General features: G+C 68.1%; 16 protein-coding genes. 8 read left to right on the forward strand and 8 right to left on the reverse strand.

What is annotated here, in order from left to right; all coding sequences use genetic code 11:
* Positions 1–17 precede the first annotated feature (17 nt).
* The 3 genes from K8640_RS35070 to K8640_RS35080 form a co-directional block, all read right to left on the reverse strand.
* Entirely contained in the window at positions 18–1,565 is a 1,548-nt protein-coding gene (locus K8640_RS35070; protein WP_223751059.1) for a hypothetical protein, read from the reverse strand.
* 84 nt (positions 1,566–1,649) lie between these two features.
* On the reverse strand, positions 1,650–2,477 hold the full coding sequence (locus tag K8640_RS35075) for a hypothetical protein (RefSeq protein WP_223751060.1): 828 nt from the start codon (positions 2,475–2,477) through the stop codon (positions 1,650–1,652).
* Between the two features lie 1,026 nt (positions 2,478–3,503).
* Positions 3,504–5,246 (reverse strand): amidohydrolase family protein, encoded by a 1,743-nt coding sequence (locus K8640_RS35080; RefSeq protein WP_223751061.1) that lies wholly within the window; start codon positions 5,244–5,246, stop codon positions 3,504–3,506.
* Between the two features lie 207 nt (positions 5,247–5,453).
* On the opposite strand from K8640_RS35080, the gene K8640_RS35085 reads away from it, so the two are divergent.
* A complete protein-coding gene (locus K8640_RS35085; protein ID WP_223751062.1) occupies positions 5,454–5,771 on the forward strand; it encodes a hypothetical protein in 318 nt (105 codons plus the stop codon).
* An 83-nt stretch (positions 5,772–5,854) separates the two neighbouring features.
* On the forward strand, positions 5,855–6,595 hold the full coding sequence (locus tag K8640_RS35090) for a peptidoglycan-binding protein (RefSeq protein ID WP_223751063.1): 741 nt from the start codon (positions 5,855–5,857) through the stop codon (positions 6,593–6,595).
* A gap of 829 nt (positions 6,596–7,424) precedes the next feature.
* On the opposite strand, the gene K8640_RS35095 is transcribed toward K8640_RS35090, so the two are convergent.
* Entirely contained in the window at positions 7,425–7,967 is a 543-nt protein-coding gene (locus K8640_RS35095; RefSeq protein WP_223751064.1) for a biotin transporter BioY, read from the reverse strand.
* A gap of 335 nt (positions 7,968–8,302) precedes the next feature.
* Here K8640_RS35095 and K8640_RS35100 point away from each other — a divergent pair, with 335 nt between their 5' ends.
* The 4 genes from K8640_RS35100 to K8640_RS35115 all read left to right on the forward strand — a co-directional run bounded on the left by K8640_RS35100 (position 8,303) and on the right by K8640_RS35115 (position 12,101).
* The gene (locus K8640_RS35100; RefSeq protein WP_223751065.1) at positions 8,303–9,754 is read left to right on the forward strand and encodes a hypothetical protein; all 1,452 of its coding nucleotides are present in this window, start codon (positions 8,303–8,305) and stop codon (positions 9,752–9,754) included.
* Positions 9,751–10,131 carry a hypothetical protein gene (locus tag K8640_RS35105; RefSeq protein WP_223751066.1) on the forward strand — a complete coding sequence of 127 codons (381 nt, stop codon included), beginning with the start codon at positions 9,751–9,753 and terminating at the stop codon, positions 10,129–10,131. The genes K8640_RS35100 and K8640_RS35105 overlap by 4 nt, the downstream gene beginning before the upstream one ends.
* A 63-nt stretch (positions 10,132–10,194) precedes the next feature.
* Complete coding sequence (locus K8640_RS35110) at positions 10,195–10,944, forward strand: RNA methyltransferase (RefSeq protein ID WP_223751067.1); 750 nt, start codon at positions 10,195–10,197, stop codon at positions 10,942–10,944.
* Between the two features lie 119 nt (positions 10,945–11,063).
* On the forward strand, positions 11,064–12,101 hold the full coding sequence (locus K8640_RS35115) for a hypothetical protein (protein ID WP_223751068.1): 1,038 nt from the start codon (positions 11,064–11,066) through the stop codon (positions 12,099–12,101).
* Positions 12,102–12,157: 56 nt separating this feature from the next.
* Here the strand turns inward: K8640_RS35115 and K8640_RS35120 are convergent, their stop codons facing one another.
* The gene (locus tag K8640_RS35120) at positions 12,158–13,054 is read right to left on the reverse strand and encodes an RluA family pseudouridine synthase (protein ID WP_223751069.1); all 897 of its coding nucleotides are present in this window, start codon (positions 13,052–13,054) and stop codon (positions 12,158–12,160) included.
* Between the two features lie 175 nt (positions 13,055–13,229).
* On the opposite strand from K8640_RS35120, the gene K8640_RS35125 reads away from it, so the two are divergent.
* Positions 13,230–13,847 (forward strand): hypothetical protein, encoded by a 618-nt coding sequence (locus K8640_RS35125; protein ID WP_223751070.1) that lies wholly within the window; start codon positions 13,230–13,232, stop codon positions 13,845–13,847.
* Between the two features lie 73 nt (positions 13,848–13,920).
* Positions 13,921–14,817 (forward strand): type VI secretion system accessory protein TagJ, encoded by an 897-nt coding sequence (locus K8640_RS35130; RefSeq protein ID WP_223751071.1) that lies wholly within the window; start codon positions 13,921–13,923, stop codon positions 14,815–14,817.
* Positions 14,818–14,830: 13 nt separating this feature from the next.
* On the opposite strand, the gene K8640_RS35135 is transcribed toward K8640_RS35130, so the two are convergent.
* From K8640_RS35135 to K8640_RS35145, 3 genes are all read right to left on the reverse strand, one after another.
* Positions 14,831–17,794: a Vps62-related protein gene (locus K8640_RS35135; RefSeq protein WP_223751072.1), complete on the reverse strand. Its 2,964-nt coding sequence runs from the start codon at positions 17,792–17,794 to the stop codon at positions 14,831–14,833.
* Between the two features lie 127 nt (positions 17,795–17,921).
* Positions 17,922–20,900, reverse strand: a complete 2,979-nt coding sequence (locus K8640_RS35140) for a Vps62-related protein (protein WP_223751073.1) — start codon at positions 20,898–20,900, stop codon at positions 17,922–17,924.
* Between the two features lie 169 nt (positions 20,901–21,069).
* Positions 21,070–22,344, reverse strand: coding sequence for an endonuclease/exonuclease/phosphatase family protein (locus K8640_RS35145; RefSeq protein WP_223751074.1), 1,275 nt, complete (start codon positions 22,342–22,344; stop codon positions 21,070–21,072).
* Between the last annotated feature and the right edge of the window lie 200 nt (positions 22,345–22,544).

Below are 22,544 nucleotides of genomic sequence, written 5' to 3' on the forward strand. Positions count from 1 at the left end.
GAACGGACGGGGAAGGCTCACAGGGCCTCTGACGAGCGGACTGCTACGTCATGGGCCGTCACGGCAGCGCGCAGGTTGTTGGCGGCGAGGTGCTGCTCGACCTCTGTGAGCATCGCGCCATCGACTCCGGCATTTCTCATCATGGAGATGTTGAGCCGGAGGGTATTGGGGATGGTGCTGGTGACGTAGGTGCGTGACTTGGAGTACTGCAGCGTCAGCGCATTGCAGCCCGTACCCATCCAGGGCGTGGAGGTGATGCGGGCGCAGACGGGCTGGAACTGCAGGACACCTTCGTGCTCCAGAAGCTTGCCAGCCATGTAGTGCAGACGGAGCTTCGTGCTGCGCGGGGGCAGCTTGCCGACTTGGGTGACGCGGGCGTTCATCTCGGCCAGGAACTTCTGCGATGCGTCCAGGGTCGCCGCGTCCGTCATCGTCCGGCGGGTAGCGGCGTCAGCCGCCTGGGCTACCAGCGCCTCCCGGCGGCGCGTCATGCCAGTGAGGGTCTTCTGGACGATGTCGCTCACGCGCTGATATCGCGAGTCCGCATAGGACACCACGCTCTCCAGGACACGGACGGACGTGGTGACGAGTTGGGGGCGCGCGAGGGTGTTCGCCTGCATGAATGCGACATAGGGGCGCAACTCCTCTTCCAGGACGGAGTCCTCGTGGGCGAACTGGCGGGACATCCGGACGGCGTCGAGTCGCATCTGCTGGGGGGCGGCGCTCTCCGCGCGGCTGAGCTGCACCAGCTCCATCTGCACATCGCCTAGTGTCACCAGGGTGGCCGCCGAGGCCCGCTGCACCAGCTCTTGGAGCTGCGCCAGGATGACCGGTTCGTTCGTCCGGTATACGGCGAACTGCTGCACCAGGACGGAATAGGCGGGCTGGAGCGCGTCTACCCGCGCTTTGTGTGCGTCCAGGGTCTGTTGGACCTTGGCGAGCATCTCCCGCGAGTCGGCCGCCGCGGCCTCAGCGCCCCGGTTCTCCTCGGCTGCCTTCAACTTCAGGATGTCGGACAGGCCGGTGTCCAGGATCTGATTGTTGCTCTTGCGCAGCGCCTCCAGGTCATCGGAGTTGTCGAGCCACGTACCCCCGGAGACGTTCTTCATCTTCTGGATGCTCAGCTCGTAGGAGCGCATGGTGACGTCCGGGGAGCTTGCCGTTCGGTAGAACGTCATGATGCGCTCGGTTTGGGCCCGGTACTCCGCTTGGCTGTCGATGGTGGTGGCTTCGGCCCAGAGCACGGGGGGCCACCCCATGCAGCTCTGCCAGGAGGTAGGAGTGAAGATGGTGCACTTGTTCTTGATCTGCTCCACCAATACCTTGTTGTAGATGCTGGCGACGTCCTCGGTAGCCTGACAGACGATAGAGCTGTCGGGGTTCTCGTGGCGCTTGCCACAGAGTCGCACCGTGCCGAGTGGCTGGCGCTGCGTGGCGGTGGGCAGGGCTTCGACGCCGGCTGTCGGCTCGCCGAATGGGGTTTGTTCCGGGCTGCAGGCGCCCAGCAGCAGCGCAGTGGCGGCAGCAAGGCCGGATCTTCGGATGGGATTGTGTCTGGACATCATGAGAATGGGATGCCTCACGGGCCGGCATGCGCCGGCCCGTCTCGGGATGGGTGGTGATTAAACGGGATTGCGCGGGGGCCGCCGTCAGGGTGTGAGCCACGGGGCCAACTGCGTCCGGCCCAGGTTCAGCTTCGCCTCGGCTGCGGCGTACTGCTGGGCCGCCACCTGGTAGTCGGCCTGATACTGGGCCTGGGCGCCCGCGTCAGAGCGCGCCGCCAGCTTGTCGATGATGGGCTTTGCCTCGGCGCCGAGGAAGTCCCGCAGCGTCTTGGGCGTACCGTCCGCGTTCGTGTAGTCACCTGCATCGCCGAGCGTTCCCAGGGCGAAGTAGAAGTTGGCGAGCGTCTCCCGCTCCGCGTCGTTCAGCGTGTCATCACAGCCCATGGTCGTCTTGAAGATGATAGGCGCCGCGTCCTTCGCCTGCGCGCGCAGGTCATTCATGGACTCGGTGGTGAGCGCGGTGAAGAAGAGATTGGACAGTTCCTGCATGAAATCGAAGGCGGCGCTGTATTCGACGAGGTAGGCGAGGTTGTCCCGAGCGACCTTCCTGGCATTCGCCTCGTCCTGGAGTTGCTGGAGGATCGCATTGGCTTGTGCGGTGCTGTCCACGTCCACTTGGTTCCACTGGATGTCCAGGGAGATGCGGCAGGTTTCATTGAAAGCGGCGTACTGCGTCCACGTGGAAGAGTCCTTCAGCTCGATGGAGCTGAGGTGCTGGCGGGCCAGCCCCCGGACCACATGCTGCGGCGTGGACATGAAGACATACTTCTGGCCGGCCTCGTCCTTCGGAGTCAGCGTCACCTCAAGCGGGTATTGCGTGGAGCAGTTGCCCGTCATCACGCGATTGAATGCGGTGCGCATGGGGACGGCGGTGGCGAAGGTGTCACCGACGAGCGTCTGGGTGGAAATCACACAGCGTGTGAGTCGCCCCGACGCAAGGGTGCACCGGGCAGGCGAGACGAGGTCCACGGTGGTGCTGGAGGCAAGGGCGGAGCCTCCCCCCAATGAACAGACAAGGAGCGTTCCGAGCAATGCTGGTCGAGTCATGGTGTTCGTCTTTCGATGCGTTGGGCAGGGCCTATCCCTCGCGCAGGGTGGACAGTCCCGTAACGTGGGATGAGGAGGTTTTTTCGGGCGTGGATGAGCAATGTCAGGCAGCGCCCTGGATGGGGTGGCTCAGGTGTAGAACAGTTAAGGAGTTCGGGAACCTCTTGAGCGGGACGAACGGGTCAGGCTTGGGGCAGGGGCAGGTCGCTGACTCCCCTCAACCCCCCTTCACGGGTTCGGCCGAGGTGGGCGGCTTCCAGGCCGGCTGCGCCGCCGCTGTTGGGATGGTGAGGAATACGACTCGACAAGAAAGGCGCCGCCCTTTCCGCGTATCGGAGTCGGAGGCTCGAGGCATGGTGAGCTTTCGTGGCTAGCGAGAACATCGTCTCGCGAAGCGCCTGGCCGCTGGCCGAACCTGCCCGGCTCCTGCCGGTAGAGGACTCAGCCGTCGCCAGATGCGGTCGCGGTGTCCAGGTGTTTGCAATGGACGGGCCGAGCACTCCTAAGGGGCGCCTTCCACGTCACCGGCGAACAGTCCGTCCACGCGGTGGGACGTACATCCTGCCGGACAGATGTGGGCGCAGCCTCACGCTGACTTCTACAGGCCAGTTTGGACGCGAATCGCTCACCACGTTCGTTGCGCGGCACGCGGGCCGTCAGGCGAGCCGCTGTCGGGGCGGGCGCCGAGAACAGGTCCCCGCGATGGCTTTCTGCTCGGCGAAGCGGAGGTTTCTGTAGACGATCAGCCCCGCGACGCATGCTGCCGCCGATTTGGAACGAAGGGAGTTCCGAGGCCTGCGGCATGGTCTCGACGTGGCCGCAGCTGCCCCTTCGTTGAGCACGCTGAGCTGATTGTTGAGCGGGCTTGTCGCAGCGATTTGGCAGGAGGAGTCAGGCGTTGGCGTGCAGCACGCCGCCGAAGCCCCGCTCACGGCCGAGCGCCGGGGACACCGCGCCGTCACTCACCGCCTCGCGGCCGGAGATGAGCACGCTCTTCACGGCGGCGTCGTTGCGGCGCACCAGGCGCACGAAGCCGCCGAAGTTCTCCATGGGCGCCTCCGCGATGGCGTCGAGCTTCGCGTCCAGGCCCTCGGGATTGACGATGACCAGGTCCGCGCGCTTGCCCTCGGCGAGCACGCCCGCGTCCATGCCCAGCCACTCGCCAATCTCACCCGTGAGCCGGTGCACCGCGCGCTCCACCGTCATGAACGACTCGCCGCGCTTGTCGGCCTCGCGCACCAGGCGCAAGAGGCGCAGCGGGAAGTTGTAGTGAGCCATGTTGCGCAGGTGCGCGCCCGCATCCGAGAAGCCGATGAGGATGTCCGGGTGCTTGCAGATGTACTCCAGCTCCTGCAACCGGTCGTTCGCCATCACCGTGTACCAGCGCAGCGCGTCCCCGTGCGTGGCGATGAGGTCCAGGAACACGTCCACCGCGTCGCGGTCCTGCTCCTTCGCCACCTGCGCGAAGGACTTGCCCACCACGCTTTTGTCCGGGCACTCGAGGATCTGCGATTGATTGAAGTCGCGGTGGAAGGCGCGCGGCAGGAAGCGGTTGGTCCACTGGCTTCGGAATTGCGCGCGGTAGACGGGGTCCTTGAGCAGGCCCGCGCGGGAAGCGGCGTCCTGCAGGTGCAGCGCCGCGGCGCCCGCGCCGAACTCCTCGAAGACGACCAGGTCGATGCCGTCCGCCCACAGGTCGAAGATCTCGGGCAGGGCCTGCCAGCGGAAGTTGGCGCCCAAGAGCGTGTTGGCCGCGCGCGAGAGCACGCCAATGAGCCGGTGGATGCCACGGCTGGCGCGCGGGTCCATCATGGAGATGACCGTGGTCTTCAGCGTCTTGCGCCACAGGCCCATGCTCTCCAGCAGGAACAGCACCACGTTCACCTTGGTGCTGATGTTGGGCACGCCCTGGAAGACGCGGCCGCGCTCGCGCAAGAGCTTCGTGAGCCGGCGGTACTCACTCCAGCGCGCGTAGGTGGAGGGCAGGGGGCGGCTGCGGATGTCGCGCGAGCCGCCCATCTTGTCCCACTTGAGCGTCATGATGGACAGGCCCAGGTAGCCCAGGTCCAGGCCGTCGCGCACGAGCGACTCCATGCGGCGCAGCTCGTCCTCGCTGGGGCGCACGGTGGCATCCAGGCTGCGGTGCAGTCCCATGGCGTGGGCGCGCAGCGCGGAGTGTCCCAGGAACGACGCGACATGAGGACCCAGCGGGAGCTGGTCCAGGTGCTCCATGTAGCCGCCCAGCGTGTCCCAGGACTTGCGCTCCTCGAGCAGCGAGCGGACGGTGTCGTAGGGGATGGCCTCGACGCGGCAGAACATGTCCGCCAGGTCCTCGGGCTTGCCCACCGCGAGGCTCAGCGAGCAGCTGCCCACGACGACGGTGGTGACGCCGTGGCGCACGGACTCGGAGAGCGACGGGGCCAGCTCGACTTCGGCGTCGTAGTGGGTGTGGAAGTCGATGAAGCCCGGCGTCACCCAGTGTCCCGTGGCGTCGATGACCCGGGTGCCTGGAGCGCGCTCGATGGGGCCCTCGGAGAGTCGCGCCACCTTGCCTGCCTGGATGCCCACGTGGAGCTTGCGGGGTGGGTTGCCCAGACCATCGAACACGAGTCCGTTCTCGACGATGAGGTCCATGGCGGGAGCCTAGGTCCGCTGTTCTGTCGAGTTCCAGGAAGAAGCCGTGCCGGGGATGGATGTGCTTGCGCGCGGGCGCACTGCGTCATGGTGATGGATTGCCCCTGGGACGAGGGAGAGGGGGCTCGGCTGAGTGCCCGCTGTCAGGGGTGGGGGTGCCTAGCTTGGTCGGCGGAAGAAACGAACGCGACGAGCACGGGAGGCGAGATGGCACGGACACGATGGAAGTGGCTCACGCTGCTGGGCTTGGGGACGTCCCTGGTGGCCTTCGCGGGGTGCGAGGACGGGGAGGTGCGCGAGAACTCGCGGCAGGTGGGGCGTGAGGTGGGCAAGGCCGCGAAGGACGTGCGCGAGGGCACGCGCGAGGCGGCGAAGGACATGAAGACGGCCGCCGAGGAGGCCTCGCAGGGCTTCAAGGAAGGCATGGGCGGCGCCGGCGAGGCGGGTGAGGTGGAAGAGACTCCGGACGCGCGGGAACGTTCGCTGGAAGACCACGAGCTGCCCGCCGAAACGCCTGCTCGCTGACGTTGCGGGAGGCTCGGTGGCGTCATGGCTTCGCGGGGTGACAGGATGTGCCCCGCGGCCACGAGCTGGCGCGCGGGTGTCCCATGAGCGAAGTCGAGTTGGGCAAGGTGTTGCGCCGGGGTGAGGAGTCCTCCGGTGTGCGGCGCATCCAGGAATGGCTGACGTTGAGCGGGTTCGCGGTCGCCATCGACGGGGACTTCGGTCCGGCGACGGAGGCCGCGCTCAAGCGCTTCCAGGCGAAGGTGGGGCTGCCCGTCTCGGGCGTCGCGGATGCGGCGACGTTCGAGCGGCTGACGGGGCCGCTGCGCGCGGCGCTGGCCACGATTCCGCCGGCGGGGCGCACGTTGGGGGCGCTGACGGTGGCGTACGCGGCGCAGCACCTGCGGCAACTGCCGCGCGAGGTGGGCGGACGCAACCGGGGGCCGTGGGTGCGGCTGTACCTGGATGGGAACGAGGGTGCGTCCTTCTGCTGGTCCGCGGGGTTCGCGACCTTCTGTCTGAACCAGGCCGCGAGGACGCTGGGGACGCCGATGCCGCTGGAGCGCACGTTCTCCAGTGACCTGCTGGCGGCGCAGGGCAGGGCGCGCGAGCGCTTCGTGTCGAGCCTGAGCGCTCCGCCGGACCGCGCGCGAATCCGCCCTGGGAGTCTGTTCCTGCGAAGGCGCACGCCGGGAGACTGGTCCCACTCGGGCATCGTCACCGAGGTGGATGAGGAGACCTTCCAGACCATCGAGGCGAACACCAACGACGAAGGCGCGCACGAGGGCTACGAGGTCTGCGCGCGCACCCGGGGCTTCAAGAACGTGGACTTCGTCGTGGTGTGATGGACTCGCCTCGCGGAGAGGAGATGGCGCGGCCTATGGGGATGAAAGGACGTTGAGCAATGCTCTCCGTTGTCCTGGCAATTGCATTCTCGGTCTCGGCTTCAGCTCAGACTGGTTCGGACGCTGCGCGGCGCGAGAACCTGCGGCTGTGTCTTGATGGAGGCTATCCGAGTCTTTGTCGCAGGTCCTTGTTGACTCAGTCAGAGGTCGCTCTGGCCGACATGGCTGAGCGGCGCCAGAACCTGAAGACCTGTCTCAATGGTCGCTACCCAAGCCTTTGTCGGAGAGCTTTGCTGACTTCTTCCGAGCAAGTTCAGGTCGACGTAGCCGAGCGGCGTGAGAACCTCAAGACCTGCCTCAATGGCAGCTACCCGAGTCTTTGTCGGAGAGCTTTGCTGACTCCTGCCGAACACGTTCAGGTCGACGAGGCTGAGCGGCGCAAGAATCTAAAGACTTGTGTTGATGGAAGGTATCCAAGTCTCTGTCGCAAAGTTCTATTGTCGCAGTCTGAGCGCATTCAGGTGGAGGCGGCGGAACGGCGCGAGAATCTAAAGACGTGTCTTGATGGGAGGTATCCGAGCCTTTGTCGTAAGGAGTTGCTGACGCAAGCGGAGCAGGTTTTGGTCGTCGCAGCAGAGAAACAGGCGAATCTGGATACTCGCACGGTGACGCCCCGACAATATCAAGAAAGCGACGGGAGTCAGCGGAGCGGGTCGTCTCGTAGCCGAGGATACGGGAGCGGCGGATGTGGAAGTCGTGGCGGTCCTGGGTGGCGCAGGCCAGATGGAAAGTGCGCAAGCTGGCGTGACTGAGCCTGTCGAGGCTCAAATCAGGTTTGACGCCCGCGGGCGAACCGCCAGGCGAAGTGCGTGAGCACCCCGGCGATGAGCGCCTTGAGCAGCCCGCCGGGGAGGAAGGGCACGAAGCCCTTCTGGAAGGCCGTCGCGAGGTCGAGCGACTTCGCCACGCTCAGCCAGCACATCCCGATGACCAGGACGAGCAGCTGTCCCGCGAGGAACAGGGGCACCGCCGTCCACAGTCGCCGGTCGTAACCACGCCGGGCCGCGAGTCCCACGAGGAAGGCCGTGGGGATGAAGCCCACCAGATAGCCGCCCGTTGGTCCGAGCAGGGCACCCCAGCCGCTCGACGCCTTGGCGAAGAAGGGCAGGCCCACCGCCCCCAGCAGCAGATAGGCGAGCTGTCCCAGCAGCCCGCGTCGAGGCCCGAGCGCGGCGGCGGTGAGGACGACGGCGAGCGTCTGTCCCGTGACGGGCACCGGTGAACCCGGCACCGAGATGGCGACCTGCGCGAACAACGCAGTGCAGAGCGCGGCGCCGAGGATGACCGCGACCTCCTGGACTCGAGTCCGCACGAGGCGGTCCGCCAGGACGTGACCAGACGGGACGTGGGCGCTCACCACGGACCTGTCCACGAGCAGTGCGTGCGGCGTGATGACCTGGAGGGGCGTGAAGACACGGGCGGATGCTCGGCGAGGAGGCAGGGCGTTGCAAGGCGATGACCACGGCCTTCGACCGAGCACCGGCTGCCCCAGCCGGTCCTCGCCCACCGCTGAGCCTTCGGCGAAGAGACGGAGTATCGACCCGACGAATGTCGCTTGGGCGACGCTCCCGAGGCGATGACCCCTTTGGCTCCAGGGGCCTGCCTGACAGGCTCCGGATGGATTCAACCACGCGGAGGACATGCCCCATGGGGATGGAAGTCCGGCCCCTGCCGGAGGTGGAACCGTCGACGCCAGCTCCGAAGGGTTCGGCGCCCGAGGTCGAGCAGACGCCCTCCGCCTCGATGTCGGCCGGCAGCCGCCTGCTCGCGGTGCTCGGGAGCTGGCGCGCGCGGCTGGCGCTGATGAGCGTCTGGGGCGTATTGCTCTTCGTGGCCTTCCAGCCCGGGCTGCTCTCCAGCGACTCGCTCGACATGCTGGCGCAGGGGCGTGCGGGTCGCTACTCGGATTGGCACTCTCCCTTCTTCTCGTTCGTGTTGGGGAAGTCCTTCGCGCTGACGGGGTCGACCTGGCCGGTGCTGGCCCTCCAGCTCCTGGTGCTGTCGCTGGGCCCTGTCCTCCTGCTCGGGCGTGTCTCCGGAAGACGCGGGCTGGGGGCGCTCGCGCTGCTCGTCGTGTACTGCCTGCTGCCGAGCACCTGGGCCGTCGGGGTGACGCTCTGGAAGGACGTGTTCAACGCGGTAATGCTGCTGGGGACGGTGGTGCTGCTCACCCGAGGGCGTCCGGGTTGGGCCTTCGCCTGCCTGGTCTTCGCGACCCTGACGCGGCACAACGCCATCGTCGCCAGTGTGTTGCTGGTGCCCATGGTGGTGGCGCGCGTCCCCGCGCTGATGAAGGAGCGGGCTCGCCCGTTCATCGCCGGTGGCATCCTGCTCGGAATCCTGGCGTGCGCCCCGGGCTTCGTCGAGCGAGCCATGGGCGCGCAGAAGTCGTGGATCGCCGGCGCGCTGCTGGTGTTCGACGTGGTGGGCGTCTACGTGCGCGAGCCCTCGGCGATGGATGGCTCGCCGCTCGTGGAGCGGTGGCAATGGACTCCGGAGCAACTGAGCGGACTGTATGACCCCCGGTCCATCACTCCGCTTCTATGGGGAGAACCGGCGCGTGGCTCCATCTCCACGACGCAGGTGCTCGAAGCAAGGGATGCCCTGACACGCGAGTGGCTCCGGGTCGTGCGCACGCATCCAGGCGCGTATCTGCGGCACCGCTTGTCGACGTACTCCGCGAGCCTCGGCCTGGGAGACTCCTCCGACAGCTACTATCGGGACATCGGGAGCTTCCACCGCGTCATCGATCCCAACGACCTGGGCTTGACGCTGCGAACCCACACCGCGGTCCATCGGGCTCTGTCGGCGATGCGCGAGGCGTTCCCGTGGGTCGCGGCCAGTGGCGCACCGTGGCTGGCGTTGACGCTGGCGCTGGCGGTCGTGGGCTGGCGTCGTCGCGCGTTGGATGGTGGGTTGATGTTCTGCGTGGCCGCCTCGGGCGCCTGCTATGCGTTGGCGTATCTCCCCGTCAGCGTGAGCGCCGAGTACCGCTTCTATTGCTGGACAGCCATCTCCGCGTTCGTCGCGAGCGCGCTGTGGCTGGCCCGGTCTTCCTCGGACAGCGTAAAGGCTCCTGCGCTAGGGTCTCGCTCATGACATTGTCCGCTCTTCTCCAGAAGGCTGCACTCACCGCGGTCGTCGCCTGCGGTGTGGCCTGTGGCGAGTTCGACCCCGAATCGGCCCGGACCATCTCCCAGGGTGTCTACGGGCTCACCGAGTATGTCGACGACGTGTGCTCCTCTTCCTGCGACCCCGAGCCGCGGTCGATGGAGTTGAGCATTCGCACGCAGTCCGACGGTGAGCTGGTGACCTCGGTGAAGTCGGACGGCGACGGGTTCTACGAGGCCGAGCTGGCCTCGGGGGACTACGTCATCTGCACGAGCTTCGAGCGCTGCACGGACTTCAGCGTCGAGTCCGGGCAAGCCGTTCGTCTCGACTACGAGATGTCCGTGGGACCAGGCTGGAAGAAATAGACCTGGGAACGCGCCCGTGCGGATGTCCGCGACGGGTCCACACGTGGCGGGTAAGGTGGCCGCATGGCTCTCACCTCCCACCTGCGCGTCGTGCTGCACCAGACCCAGGGCCCGGACAACCTCGGCGCCGTGGCGCGCCTGGCCGCGAACTTCGGTGTGGCGGAGCTGGTGCTCTCCGACCCCCAGCTCCAGGAGATGGACGGCGCGCGCCGCATGGCCGTGCACGCCGGCCACATCCTCGAGTCCGCGCGCATCTACCCCACGCTCCCCGAGGCCCTCGAGGACGTGGTCTTCGCCATGGGCACCACCTCGCGCCAGAACCTGCGCGGCATGTCGACCCTCTCCCCTGAGGACGCCGTGGCGCTGCTGTCGCTGCACGCGCAGCGGGGCAAGGTGGCCCTGGTGCTCGGCGGCGAGAAGCGCGGCATGTCCGACGAGGACCTGAGCCACTGCCAGCAGGCCCTGGTCATCCCCACCCGGCCCGAGCAGCCCTCCATGAACCTGGCCCAGGCGGCCGCCGTCCTGCTCTACCTCTGCGCGCGAGAGCAGGTGGAGCAGACCACGCCCGGCGCCGTGGAAGGTGCCCCGCTGCGACTGGTGCAGGCCCTCCAGGCCTGGATGCGACAGGTCCTCCTGAAGGTGGGCTTCCTCAACACGCAGGCCCCGGACGCGCTGCTCGCGGAGATGATGCACTCGCTCACCCGCGCGGCGCTGTCCCGGCGCGAGGTGGAGATGTGGCTCACCGCCTTCAAGCACCTCTCCCGCAGCGTCGGGCTCCCGAAGCTCGATTCAGATTCCAAGAAGGAGAGTTGAGCCCACGTCTGTGAATGCGGTGGGCCGGGCCTCGTCGGAAGCGGCCCGGGGGTACTGGAAAACCCCCTGAAGGGCGCCTAGAAGCACGCCCCTCATTCACGACGAGGCACACCCACCGTATGAATCGAAAGAACGCGCTCGGCACCCTGCTCGCGCTGGGACTGCTGACCACCCTGACCGCTCACGCCGAGGTGGTGTTCGCCCAGGCCAACCTCCTGCTCAACAAGAACCAGCTCTCCGCGGTGAACTACCGGGGCAGGGGGCTGTCGCTTCCGGTGGGCACGAAGGTGCAGGTCCTCGAGCGGGATGACGACGAGGTCCGCTGCCGCGTGGTCGACTCCGGCGCCGAGTTCCGGTTCGTCTCGCACAAGAGCCTGGGCAAGACGGCGCTGGCGCTGTTCCCCGGCTTCTTCTCCGCCAAGGACCCCGCGGCGCGCATCGCGGCGCTCACGCCCGAGGAGCAGAAGCAGGTCAAGGCGGGCACGCTCGCCAAGGGCATGTCGCGGGACGCGGTGCTGCTGACGGTGGGCCCGCCGCCGCCGCACCGGACGCTGTCGCTCGAGAGCACGAAGTGGACCTACTGGAGCTCGAAGTTCTCCACCTTCGAGGTCATCTTCGACGCGGACGGCAAGGTCGTCTCGTACGGCGGTGAGCCCGAGCCCGCGCCGGCCGCCGAGCCGGCTCCCGCGCCGGCGCCGAAGTTCTTCCACGCGACGGCGAACTTCCACTTCCAGGACGACACGGTGTCGTGGGTGAACTACCTCAAGGGCCCCATCCTCCCGTTCAACACGAAGGTGGAGGTGCTGGACAAGGGCAGCTCGAAGGTGAAGTTCAAGGTCGTGGAGACGGGCAAGGAGTTCGTGTTCGAGAATGACTCGCGCTCCGGCGCGGACACGTGGACGCTGTTCCAGGCCTCGTTCGCCGCCGAGGACCAGGCCGGCAAGCTCGCCGAGCTGTCGCCGGAGGACCGCAAGAAGGTCTCCGCGTCGGAGGTGGTGATTGGGATGTCGCGCGCCGCCGTGCGCATGGCCTGGGGCCCGCCGCCTCCGCACGAGACGGCGTCCTTCAACTCCACCACCTGGACCTACTGGAAGTCGTCGCTCGCCAAGGTGCGCGTGACGTTCGACCAGGATGACAAGGTCAAGTCCATCGACTAGCGGTCCGCTGTCACCACGGCTGTCCTGGTGGAGTCTCGTCCCGGGACGGCCGTGCCTCACCCGCCGAGCCGCAGCGCGGGCGGCAACGGCGCCTGGAATTGGAGGCGCTCGCCCGAGCCCGGATGCGTGAAGGCGAGGGACTCGGCGTGCAGCAGGTAGCCGCCGTCTCCGGGCAGGCCCGGGTGCTCCGCGTGTGGCAGTCCCCCGGCGACGAAGAGCGGGTCTCCCACGAGCGGGTGGCCGATGAAGGCCAGGTGGATGCGGATCTGCTCCGAGCGCCCCGTGTGGATGTCGACCTCGAAGAGCGTGTCCTCCGCGCGTCGCTCCAGCACCCTCGCCGTGCTGTGTGAGGGCTTCCCCGTCGCACAGGCGCCGTGCACCTCTCCCAGTCTGGGGTGCGGCACCAGCCCGATGGGCGCGCGGATGTCGTAGGTCTCCTCGACGGCGAGGCCTTGCGCGAGCGCGCGATAGCGCTTGTTCACGCGGCCCTCGCGCCAGTCGCTCGACAGGCGCACCGCGGCGTCGCGCGTCCGGGTGAAGAGCACCAGGCCCGACGTCGCGCGTCCCAGCCGGTGCATGGGGACCGCCTCGGGCCAGCGCTCCTGGACGCGGGAGAGCAGGGTGTTCTTGAGGAACCCGCCTGAGGGCAGCGTCGGCAGTCCGCTCGGCTTCACCACGATGACCAGCTCCGCGTCCTCGTGCACCACGTCGAACGACTGTGGCGCGTCCGGCTCCTCCCAGGGCGGGCGGTGCCAGCACAGCCACTGCCCCGCCTTCAGGGGCTCCGAGCCATCCGCCACGCGGTCATCGAGGCGCACCTCGCCGCGCTCGAAGCGCCGGCGCCACTCCTCCTCCGTCGAGTGCCGGTACTTGTTCGTGAGGTGGGCGAGCGCGCTGCGGCCGGGCTGACGCCCGAGCTTCTCGCGGTACACATAGCCATCGTTGAGCAGCACCCGGGCACCCTATACCGCGCGAGCCCGAGGCGGGAGCCGCTCGTCCCAGGGAGCCGGGTGGGCGAGGGGCCGGACGTGGCCCGAAAATCCGCGGGAAATCCCCGCTGTAACCATGTGGGCGCTTCTGGCGAAGAAGGGGTGTCTGTCCCTCATTGCGCTCGGAAGGAAGTGACCCGTGAACATGCTGAGCAAGGTGGAGAATCGCTCGTCGGTGCGGCAGCAGCAGGGCCCGAAGACGGATGACGCGCAGCGCGCGGACGAAGCACGCAAGCGGGCCGAGGCGGAGGTTCGCGCGGCGAACGCGGCGAAGGAGGCGGAGAAGCAGGCCCGTCGCCAGGCGGAGGCCGCCCAGAAGGCCGAAGCGGAGGCCTCCCGCGCGCGTGAGGAGGCGGAGAAGAAGGCGAAGGCGCCGGGACAGACGCCCGAGCAGCAGGAGCTGTCGAGGCAGGCCCTGAAGGAAGCCCAGGCCGCGGAGAAGGTCGCCGAGGCGACGCTGACCGACGCGAAGAAGCAGCTCCAGGCCGCCTCCGCCAAGACGACCGAGGCCACGCGCCGCGCCGAGGAGGCCAAGAAGAAGGCGAACGACGCGGCCGAGCGCGCCGGGCAGACGCCGCCGTACGGCAAGCAGCAGGCGATGACCCACGAGATGTCCACCTTCGAGGACGCTCCGCCGAACCAGGAGATGGAGAAGATGATGGGCCGCACGCAGCCCGCGAGCGGCATGCAGTCCATGCCCGCCTCGGACCTTCCCATGATGAAGCCCTCGGAGGGCATGCGCTCGATGAGCGTCTGAGTCCGGCTCCCGCATTCCCACGCCCTCGACGCGCACGCTATGGTCGCCGCGCGGCGAACGGGGGACATGAGCCATGGCGCAGATCGAGCAGCACCTCGCGAAGGGTGACTTCCAGGCGGCACTCCAGTTGATCGACGCGGAGCTGTCCTCCGCGCCATCCGCGGACCGGTGGCTGATGGCGTTCAACGTGCGAGTGCGCCTGGAGGACTTCGACGGAGCCCTGCGCGCCCTCGACGCCCTGGTGAAGCTGGACCCTGGCATCTCCGATGGAGCGACGTTCCTGGGCCACTGCGCCAACCTGGAGCGCCTGCACTCCCTGCGCAGGAAGGACCCCGCCCTGGCCAACGAGCGAGGCGCGCTGCAGGCGCCGCAGCCGTTCTCCCGCGCCTACCTCCAGGCCGCCGTCTCCCACGCGAAGGGCGACTTCTCCGACGCGGCCCGCGTCCTGAAGGACATCGCGGGCGCCGCACCCAAGGTCCCTGGAACGCTGACACGCACCAACGGCGCCCGCGTCCGCTTCACCGATATGATCGACTCAGATGACCTGACCGGACCGCACCTGCCGTGCTTCCAGGCCGGCACCGTGCTGGACATCCCCTACAACGAGCTCGCCTCCATCCAGTTCGAGCGGCCGCGCAGCTCCATGGATGCCGTGTGGGTCCCCGCCGTCTTCCAGACGCTCACGGGGCAGCAGTTCGAGACCCGCGTGCCCTCGCGGTATCCGGGCTCCGGTCTGCACGGCAACGCCGCCGTGCGCCTGGGAGAGATGACCCTCTGGGAGCACGAGCCCCACGGTTATGCCGTGGCGTTCGGCCAGCGGGACTTCAACCTCGCGCACGAGGACGGCGGCCTCGGCCTGGTGGGGCTCCTCCAGGTGGCTCGCATCGACTTCGACGCGGGGCGCCGGCCCACGGCCGAAGAGCCTCGGCCGAAGGAGAAGAAGTCCTTCTGGTCGAAGCTCTTCGGGTGAGCCGGCGCGCTGGCTACTCCATTGTCATGGCGCTCGGGTGCGCGAAGCCCTTCTTCAGCGGAGCGGTGGGGCCTCCGTTGAGGATGCACTCGCCGGAGCGCTCCGAGACGATGTTGTCGCAGCCCGCCTTGTCATTGCCCCAGTCCGACGTGATGTTGAGCCACGCCAGCGAGCCGGTGAAAGTCCCCATCGGCTGCCAGTGGAAGATGACCGGCCGGTCCCACGCGTTCCAGCTCACGCCATGGCCCGTCATGTCATCCAGCGTGCCGTTGTTGGGGAGGTACTCGTACGTGTGCTTGCCCGGGGTTGCGTAGAGCGCGTGGGAGCCCTGCGCCGCGTAGGCCGTGGGACGGAAGCCCGACAGCGCCATGTCCTTGTGCCCGAACTCGAAGAGCCCGCCGTGCGAGTGCTGGCTCATGTAGACATACGCGGGCCGCCCGTCGATGAACCGCACGGTGAGGTGCTCCCAGTCCCCCACGTGGTTGCCGAAGGTGGACTTGCCCACGCCCAGACAGCCGCCTCCGGTGTCGTAGCCGATGCAGACCTCCTTGCCCGCGTTGTACGGGTAGAACGTCCAGTAGATGAGGTCGGTGACGTTCGTGGGCATCCCCAGCGACGTGCGGCGGACCTTCTGGATGTAGACGGGCACGTGCGTCTGGTCCGGCCGCTGACCGTCGAGGAACGCGGGGTCCGTACACGACGGGCACCCGAGCGACTGGTTCGTCTTCAGGTGGGTCCCGGTGTCGTGCACGTTCGCGAGGAAGAACTCCACCGAGGAGGGCATGTAGTACTCCCCCGGGTGGAGGTAGATGCGCGGCGCGTACTGGAACGCGGCCAGCTCGTCGACCAGCCCGCCTTGCAGCTCCGGATTGGCGAGCATGCTCTTGTTGAGCGCCCAGAAGCGCGAGGCGTCCGCGCCGCCGTAGCCTCCCTGGCCCACCATGACGGGGACCGTCAGCGCGCGATGGTCCACGCCGCCCGTCTGGAAGACGGAGCCGTCATTGTGTCCCCCCGAGCCCTGGTCGTTCCAGATCCAGCTCGAGGTGCCCGGAAGGACATACTCCGAGCGGACGCAGCGGATGAGGTCGGTGGAAGGCTTGTCGTAACCCAGCTGGGCCACTGAACCCAGACACGTGTAGCCCGGGGGCGCCACGGGGTGCCAGAAGCCGACGTCGTGGCTGCCGCCCGTGCCACGGTCATTCCAGACGAACGTGTAGTCGACCGGACGCGCCAGCACGTCCCCCTCGCCCTTGACCACGAAGGTCATCCTCGGCGCCGGGTTGTGGTCCGGCATGGCGACATCGCCCAGGGAGTAGTAGCCGGGCAGCTGGCTGAGGTTGGGACGCCAGACGGAGACGTCGTTGTCCGCGTGGGTCCCGAAGTCGTCGTAGATCCAATCGAACCCACTGGTCGCCTGGACCCAGAGCCGGAGCGGGGCTCGCAGGCGCGCCTTGTCGGAGCGGAGCGTGAACTCCCCCGCGCGTCCCACCAGCGTCGTCGCGGCGACCAGCTTGTACGTGCCGGGGTTGAGGTAATACGAGATGCGCGCGACAGGGCCCCCGTCCCGGTTGTTGACCTCCGCGAGCACCCGGTTGCTGGTGTCCAGCAGGTAGAGATAGGGGCCGACGTTGGCCTCCAGCTCGAACGTCACGACGTCCGGCGCTCCGGTGTAGTCGACGATGAACTGGCGGTTGTCGAGGCTGCTCGGGAACTGGCCGCCGGACGGCGTCCAGCGTCCGTGCAGGGTGTTGTGGTCATTCCGCTCGGTGGTGGACTCGACGATGATGCTGGACGTCTGCGCCTGGAACGGCTGTCCGGCGAGGTCCGTGTCCTGGGTGAGCACGAGCCGTTCGCCCTGGAAGCCGCCGTGCCAGAACAGGGTGACGCGGTAGCCCTCGGGCACGCGGATGGAGCGCAGCGTGTCGTTGCCGAGGGTCAACTGGCTCAGGTCGTAGCGGCCCGCGAGCAGCGTCTGCTGCGCTCCCTGGAAGCCATTGCCCGTGTAGAGGATGACCGGCGCCTCCACCTTGAGGCTCGACGCCTTCAAGTCGATCGCCTGGCCCGTCAGGTCCGTGTCCGACGTGAGGGTGGCCGGTGTGCCCTTGAAGGCCCGGTCCGGATAGAGCGTGAGCAGCCAGCCTCGCGGCACGCGCACCGAGTGGATGGCGTCCTCGCCCACCGACAGCTCGGCGGCGTCGTAGAACCCGGGCTGGAGCGTCTGGGGCAGGGCGGTGGACGTGCTCGCGGGGTAGACGCCGACCGTGGGCGTCCACGCCGTCGCGGCGCCAGCGTAGAACAGGGGGAGGCTTCCGCCGTCGAACCCGTTGGAGTCCGCGGGGCCGATCCAGCCGCAGTAGCCACCGCCTCGCAGCGCGACGACCTGGTCTCCCCAGGAGTAGACGCTCGCGCCGTGCTGGGCGTAGCCCTTCACCGCGAAGGCCTCGGTGGCCACCTTGAACGCGGTGCCCCGGAGGTCGATGTTGGCCCGGCCCGAGTCCGCCCAATCGCAGGACATCGCGTTGGCGAACGGCATGGAGGTGACGGGCTGGCCACCATGGAAGACCTGTCCGGTGGAGGTCGCGAAGGTCGTGTCCGTCGTGTCCACGTGCAGGGTGTGCGGATTGATGCGCAGCCTCGAGTAGACGGTGCGAACCGTGGTGCCAGGGGTCGCGCCTCCCGCGGTGTACTGGGCGAAGTTGGCGAGCTGTCCCTTCTCACGCGGCGTGAGGTACTCACGCGGCGTCCCCGCCATGTCATGGCACCAGGCCATCCACGGCCGCGCGGGGTCTCCCATGAAGTGCAGGGCGTACTCGCCATCTCCCGCGGTGGGACGGGCCGCGCGAATCTCCTGACAGGACTTCTCCCTCACGGGCCCCAGCGGCTGCTCCACCACCTGCAGCGCGTCCAGCTCCCCGGGCCCTGGCTCCTCCGGGGTCACCTCGTCGGGTGACACCGGCTGACAACCGATACAGAGCACGACGAGGGCGCTCCACCGCTTCCATCCAAGACGCCGAGGCATTCTTGCAAGACCGTCCTTTCATCCAAGGAGTGATGTCTCCTTCGACGAAAGGACGGCGGGGTGGAGCGCGTGTTATTTCCGGCGACTATTGCATCGACAGGTTGCCCGGCTGGGTGAACGGTCGGGCCATGGGGGCCTTGGGGCCCGGGTTGAGGATGCAGTCGCTCACGTAGATCAGGTTCGGGTTGCCGCAGCCGGCCTTGTCATTGCCCCAGTCCACGGTGAGGTTGAACCGCTCCAGCCCGGGCGTGGTGTACGTCCCCGCCGGCTGCCAGGGGAAGATGACGGCGTTGCTCCAGCCATCCCAGGCGAGGCCTGGCCCCGTGTCATCGTGGTAGTACTCGCTGAAGTTGGCCTGGGCGTAGGTATATCGACCAGGGGCTGGATACAGGCCATGGGAGCCCTGGGCCGCGTAGACCTCGGGGTGGAGGTCCACCAGCGCCAGGTCCTTGCTGGCGAAGTGGGTGGGCGGACGTCCCGCGCGCTGGCTCATGGCCAGCTGGGTCGGTCGGCCGTCGACGAACCGCAGGGTGAGGTGCTCCCAATCCCCCACGTGGTTGTCGAAGGTCGTGTATTGCATGCAGGTGCGAAGGAGGTGATGCCACTGTGTGCAGATGGGCTTGCCACGGTTGTAGGGATAGAACAGCCAATAGACGACGTCCGTGGTGTTGGTAGGCAGGCCCGCCTGGGTGCGCGGGATGATCTGCGCGTAGACGGGGACGCTGTGCTGGTCCGGGCGCTTGCCCTGGAGGAACGGCAGGTTCGTGCACTCGGGGCAGGCGAGCGCGTCACGGGTCCTCAGCCGCGTGCCGTCGTCCACCATGTTCGGCACGAAGTCATTCATCCCGGCGGGAAAGTACGTCTCGTTCGGGTGGAGCCGGATGCGCGGGGCGTAGCGGAGCACCGTGAGGTCGTCGACGAAGCCGCCCTGCAGCTCCGGGTTGGCGAGCGCGCTGTTGTTGAGGGCCCAGAACCGCGAGCCATCCGGACCGTCGTAGTTCCCCTGGCCGACGAAGGTGGACGTCGCCAGCGTGCGGTGGTCCCTGGGGTCCGCCTGCCACAGCGCGATGTCTCCACTCGCCTTGCCGGAGCCCTTGTCGTTCCAGACCCAGCTGGCGCCCGCGGGCAGCACGTACTCATCCTTGACGCAGCGGATGCGGTCCGTGGGAGGCGCGTTGTAGCCCAGCTCCACGACGGAACCCAGACAGGTGTAGCCAGGGGGAGGCACGGGTTGCCAGAAGGCGGCATCGTGGTTGCCTCCCGTGCCGCCGTCCTCCCAGATCCGGTTGTAATAGAGCGGCCGGGCGAGCAGGTCTCCCTCGCCGGAGACCGCGAACGTCATCCGCGGTGCCTGTCCATGGCCGGGCATGGCGATGTCGCCCAGCGAGTAGTAGCCGGGGTGCTGGCTGAGGTCGGGACGCCAGACGGAGACATCGTCATGGGAGCCCGTGCCGCTGTCGTCGTAGGCCCACGTGAAGGTGTTCACCGTCCTCACCCAGAGCTTCTGGGGATAGCTCAGGCGCGCCTTGTCCGAGCGGACCGTGAAGTCCGCCGTCCGCCCCGCCTGGGCGGTGGCGGCCACCAGCTTGTACGTGCCCGGGCTCAGGAAGTACGCGAGGCGCGCGCGGCCGTCTCCCAGCGTCTCCCCGCCCTCCAGGAGCACCTGCCCGTTGGCATCCAGGAGGTAGAGGTAGGGGTCGACGCCGGCCTCCAGCTCGAAGCTCACGACATCGGGGCGGCCCGTGTAGTCGACGGTGAAGGCGCGGTTGCGAGTGCTGCCCTTGTCCTGTCCTCCCGAGGAGAGCCAGCGGCCGTGGACGATGTTGTTGTGCCGGGCGGTGGTGGACTCGACGATGATGCTGGAGGTCTGCGCGTCGAACTCGTGGCCCGACAGGTCGGTGTTCTCGGTGAGGATGAGCCGACCGCCCTGGAAGCCGCCATGCCAGTAGAGCGTGACCTGGAAGCCCTCCGGCACCTCGATTGAGCGCAGGGCGTCGTTGCCGATGGTGAGCTGCGACAGATCGTAGCGGCCGGCGCGCAGCGTCTGACGGGCGCCTTGATAGCCGTGGCCGGCGTGGAGCGTGACCTCGGCCTTCACCTCGATGCCGCGGGCCTGGCGGTACCATGGGTTGCCGACGATTTCGGCGTCGCCGCCGAGGAAGTGCCTGGTGCCGGTGAAGCCCGGGCCGGCATGGAGCACGACGCTCCAGCCTCGTGGGACATGGACGGCGCCGAGGCCCTGGGGGCCCAGGTTCAGGTCCTGGGTGAGGTAGTAGCCGGGCTGCAGCGGCTTCGCGGTGGCCTCCGAGCCGTCCACGGGATAGACGCGGGCGACGGGCGTCCAGGGGCTGTCGGCCAGGGTGTAGAACAGGGGCAGCTTCCCGCCGGTGAGCCCGTCGGCGTTGAGCGGGGCGTTCGAGCCGCAGTAACCGCCGCCCTTCAGCGAGACGACCTGGTCGGCGAAGCTGTAGACCTGGGAGCCGACCTGTCCCCAGCCGGTGACGACGAACGCCTCCGGGGCGACCCGGAACGGCGTGCCTCGCAGGTCGATGTTGGCCCGGCCGGAGTCAGCCCAATCGCAGGACATCGCCGTGGCGAAGGGCATGGAGGTGACGGGCAGGCCGGCGTGAGCAAGCTCACCGGTGCTGGTCGCGAAGGTCGTGTCGGAGGTGTCCACCTCCAGGGTGTAGGGATTGATGCGGAGCCTGGAGTACCGGCTGCGCACGGTGGTGCCCGGTGAGGCGACGCCCGCGGTGTATTGGGAGAAGTTGGAGAAGAGGGTGCGCTCCTGGAGGGGCAGGTACTCCTTGGGTACTCCTGTCATCCCGTGGCAGTAGACGCGCCACGGCCAGGCCGGGTCCCCCAGCACATACAGCGTGTACTCCCCATCCGGAGCCGAGGGCCGGGCCTGCTGGATGTCCAGACATGACTCCTCCCTGGGGGAGGCGAGCTCCCGCTGGAGGGAGGCGAGGCTGATCTCCGCCCCTTCTTCCAGGACTTCACCCTGACAGCCCATCGCGAGTGTTGTGAGGCACCCCAGCAGCTTCCTGCCAATCCGACCCATTGCTTTGACCTCTCCCAGCGTGAATTCCGCGAGCAGGAGACGGGATGGGGGCCTGGGTTGTTATTTTCGTTGGGGACTTCCTGAATTTTCGGGCCGCGGTGTCCTTGATGATGAGTGACGGTGAGGGCGGACTCGAACCCCGAGGTTCGAATCCGCCGTCCCGAAACCCTCACGTCGCCTTCGTGGGTGCCGGCTTCCCATTCTGGCCCTTCGCCGGGCGCGGCGTGTAGTGCGCCACGACGGGCTGGTGGTCCGAGGACTCCGTGCTCCGGTCCACCTCGAAGAGGACAGGCTCCAGCTCCGGGCTCGCGTAGAAGTTGTCGAAGCGCTTGCCCGTGGCCGGCACCACGCCGGACTCGTCCGGCAGGGACGTGAGCGTCGCGCTGTCCGCGATGTCCTGCAATCGCAGCCAGTGCTCGCTGCCGCGCTGCACCTTGCCCGAGCGCAGCTCCGCGCAGGCCTGCTTCGGCGTCATCATCGCTCCGCCGGGCAGGCGCACCCGCGTCACGGCCGCGTGGGCAATCGTCTCCGGCAGCCCCTGCTCCAACACGTGCAGCTCGTGCCGCAGTCGCGGGTCAGAGATGTTGCCCACGCCCTTGTCGCCCACGCTCGTGTTCGGCTCGCCGTAGCGCACGGCGTACTCCTCCACCGTGTCCGTGTCGTCGTACGTCCTCAGGTGCGCCATCAGCCAGGAGCCGCCCGTCTTGATGGCGGTGTTGGCGTTGAAGTCACCCAGCGCCACCGCGTGGGGGGCCTCCCGGTGACGCACCAGCAGGTTCAGCTGGCGCATGTTGTGCGCGTTGATGCCGGAGTCCCCCAGCGTGTGGTGCACGTTGTAGAGAACGACGGGCAGCCCCGCGACCTCCAGCCGGACCATGAGCGCGCCCCGGTCCTCGGGAATCTCGCACGGGTCCCCGCCTCGTCGCTGGATGGCGGCGGCGCGCTCGGCGTCGGAGATGACGTAGGTGAAGTGGGCCGCGTCCGCGAGCGGATGCCGGGTGAGGAAGGCCTTGCCGTTGACCAGCCGAGTGCCGTGGAGCCCGTCGCTGCCGTGGTACGCCAGGTGGAAGCCGTAGCGCGCCGCCAGCAGCACGGAGATGGGGACGTTGGCCTCCTGCAGGCCGATGACGTCGGGCATGCGGCCCTCGGCCTCCAGCTCGTCGAAGTACGCCAGCAGCGCGGCGCGGCGCTGGCCCCCGAGCAGGATGTTGTACGTCATCACCGTGAGCCCCGGGCCCGTGGCGGGGCGGGGCTCGGGGTGACGGACGATGATGGCGCGCCCGTCGCCGAGCTGGCGCTCCGTGGCGGGCAGCTTGAGGGCATCGAGCGTCGGCAGGACGAGCGTCGAGTCCCTCCGCGGATGCGGCTCATCAATCGGGGTGGCCATCCGGCCGAGCAGGGGGCCCACGCCGGGCAGGTGCTCCAGGACCTCGGGCACCTTCATACGGCCTCCCGGGATGCGCGCGGGGCGCGGGGCAGCGAGTCGAGCTGGCGAGCGACGGTATCCACCAATCCTCCTGAGTGCCCCTCAAGTTCGGTGCGGATCCTCCGACTGGCCAGGGGCAAGCCCCCCCGAAACGCGGGGTTGTCTTCCTCGCCGGGACGGAGAGCAGGCGGGCAGGAGGGCACCACCTTCCTTCCCGG

Source organism: Myxococcus sp. XM-1-1-1 (genome assembly GCF_020037095.1).
GTDB lineage: Bacteria > Myxococcota > Myxococcia > Myxococcales > Myxococcaceae > Myxococcus > Myxococcus fulvus.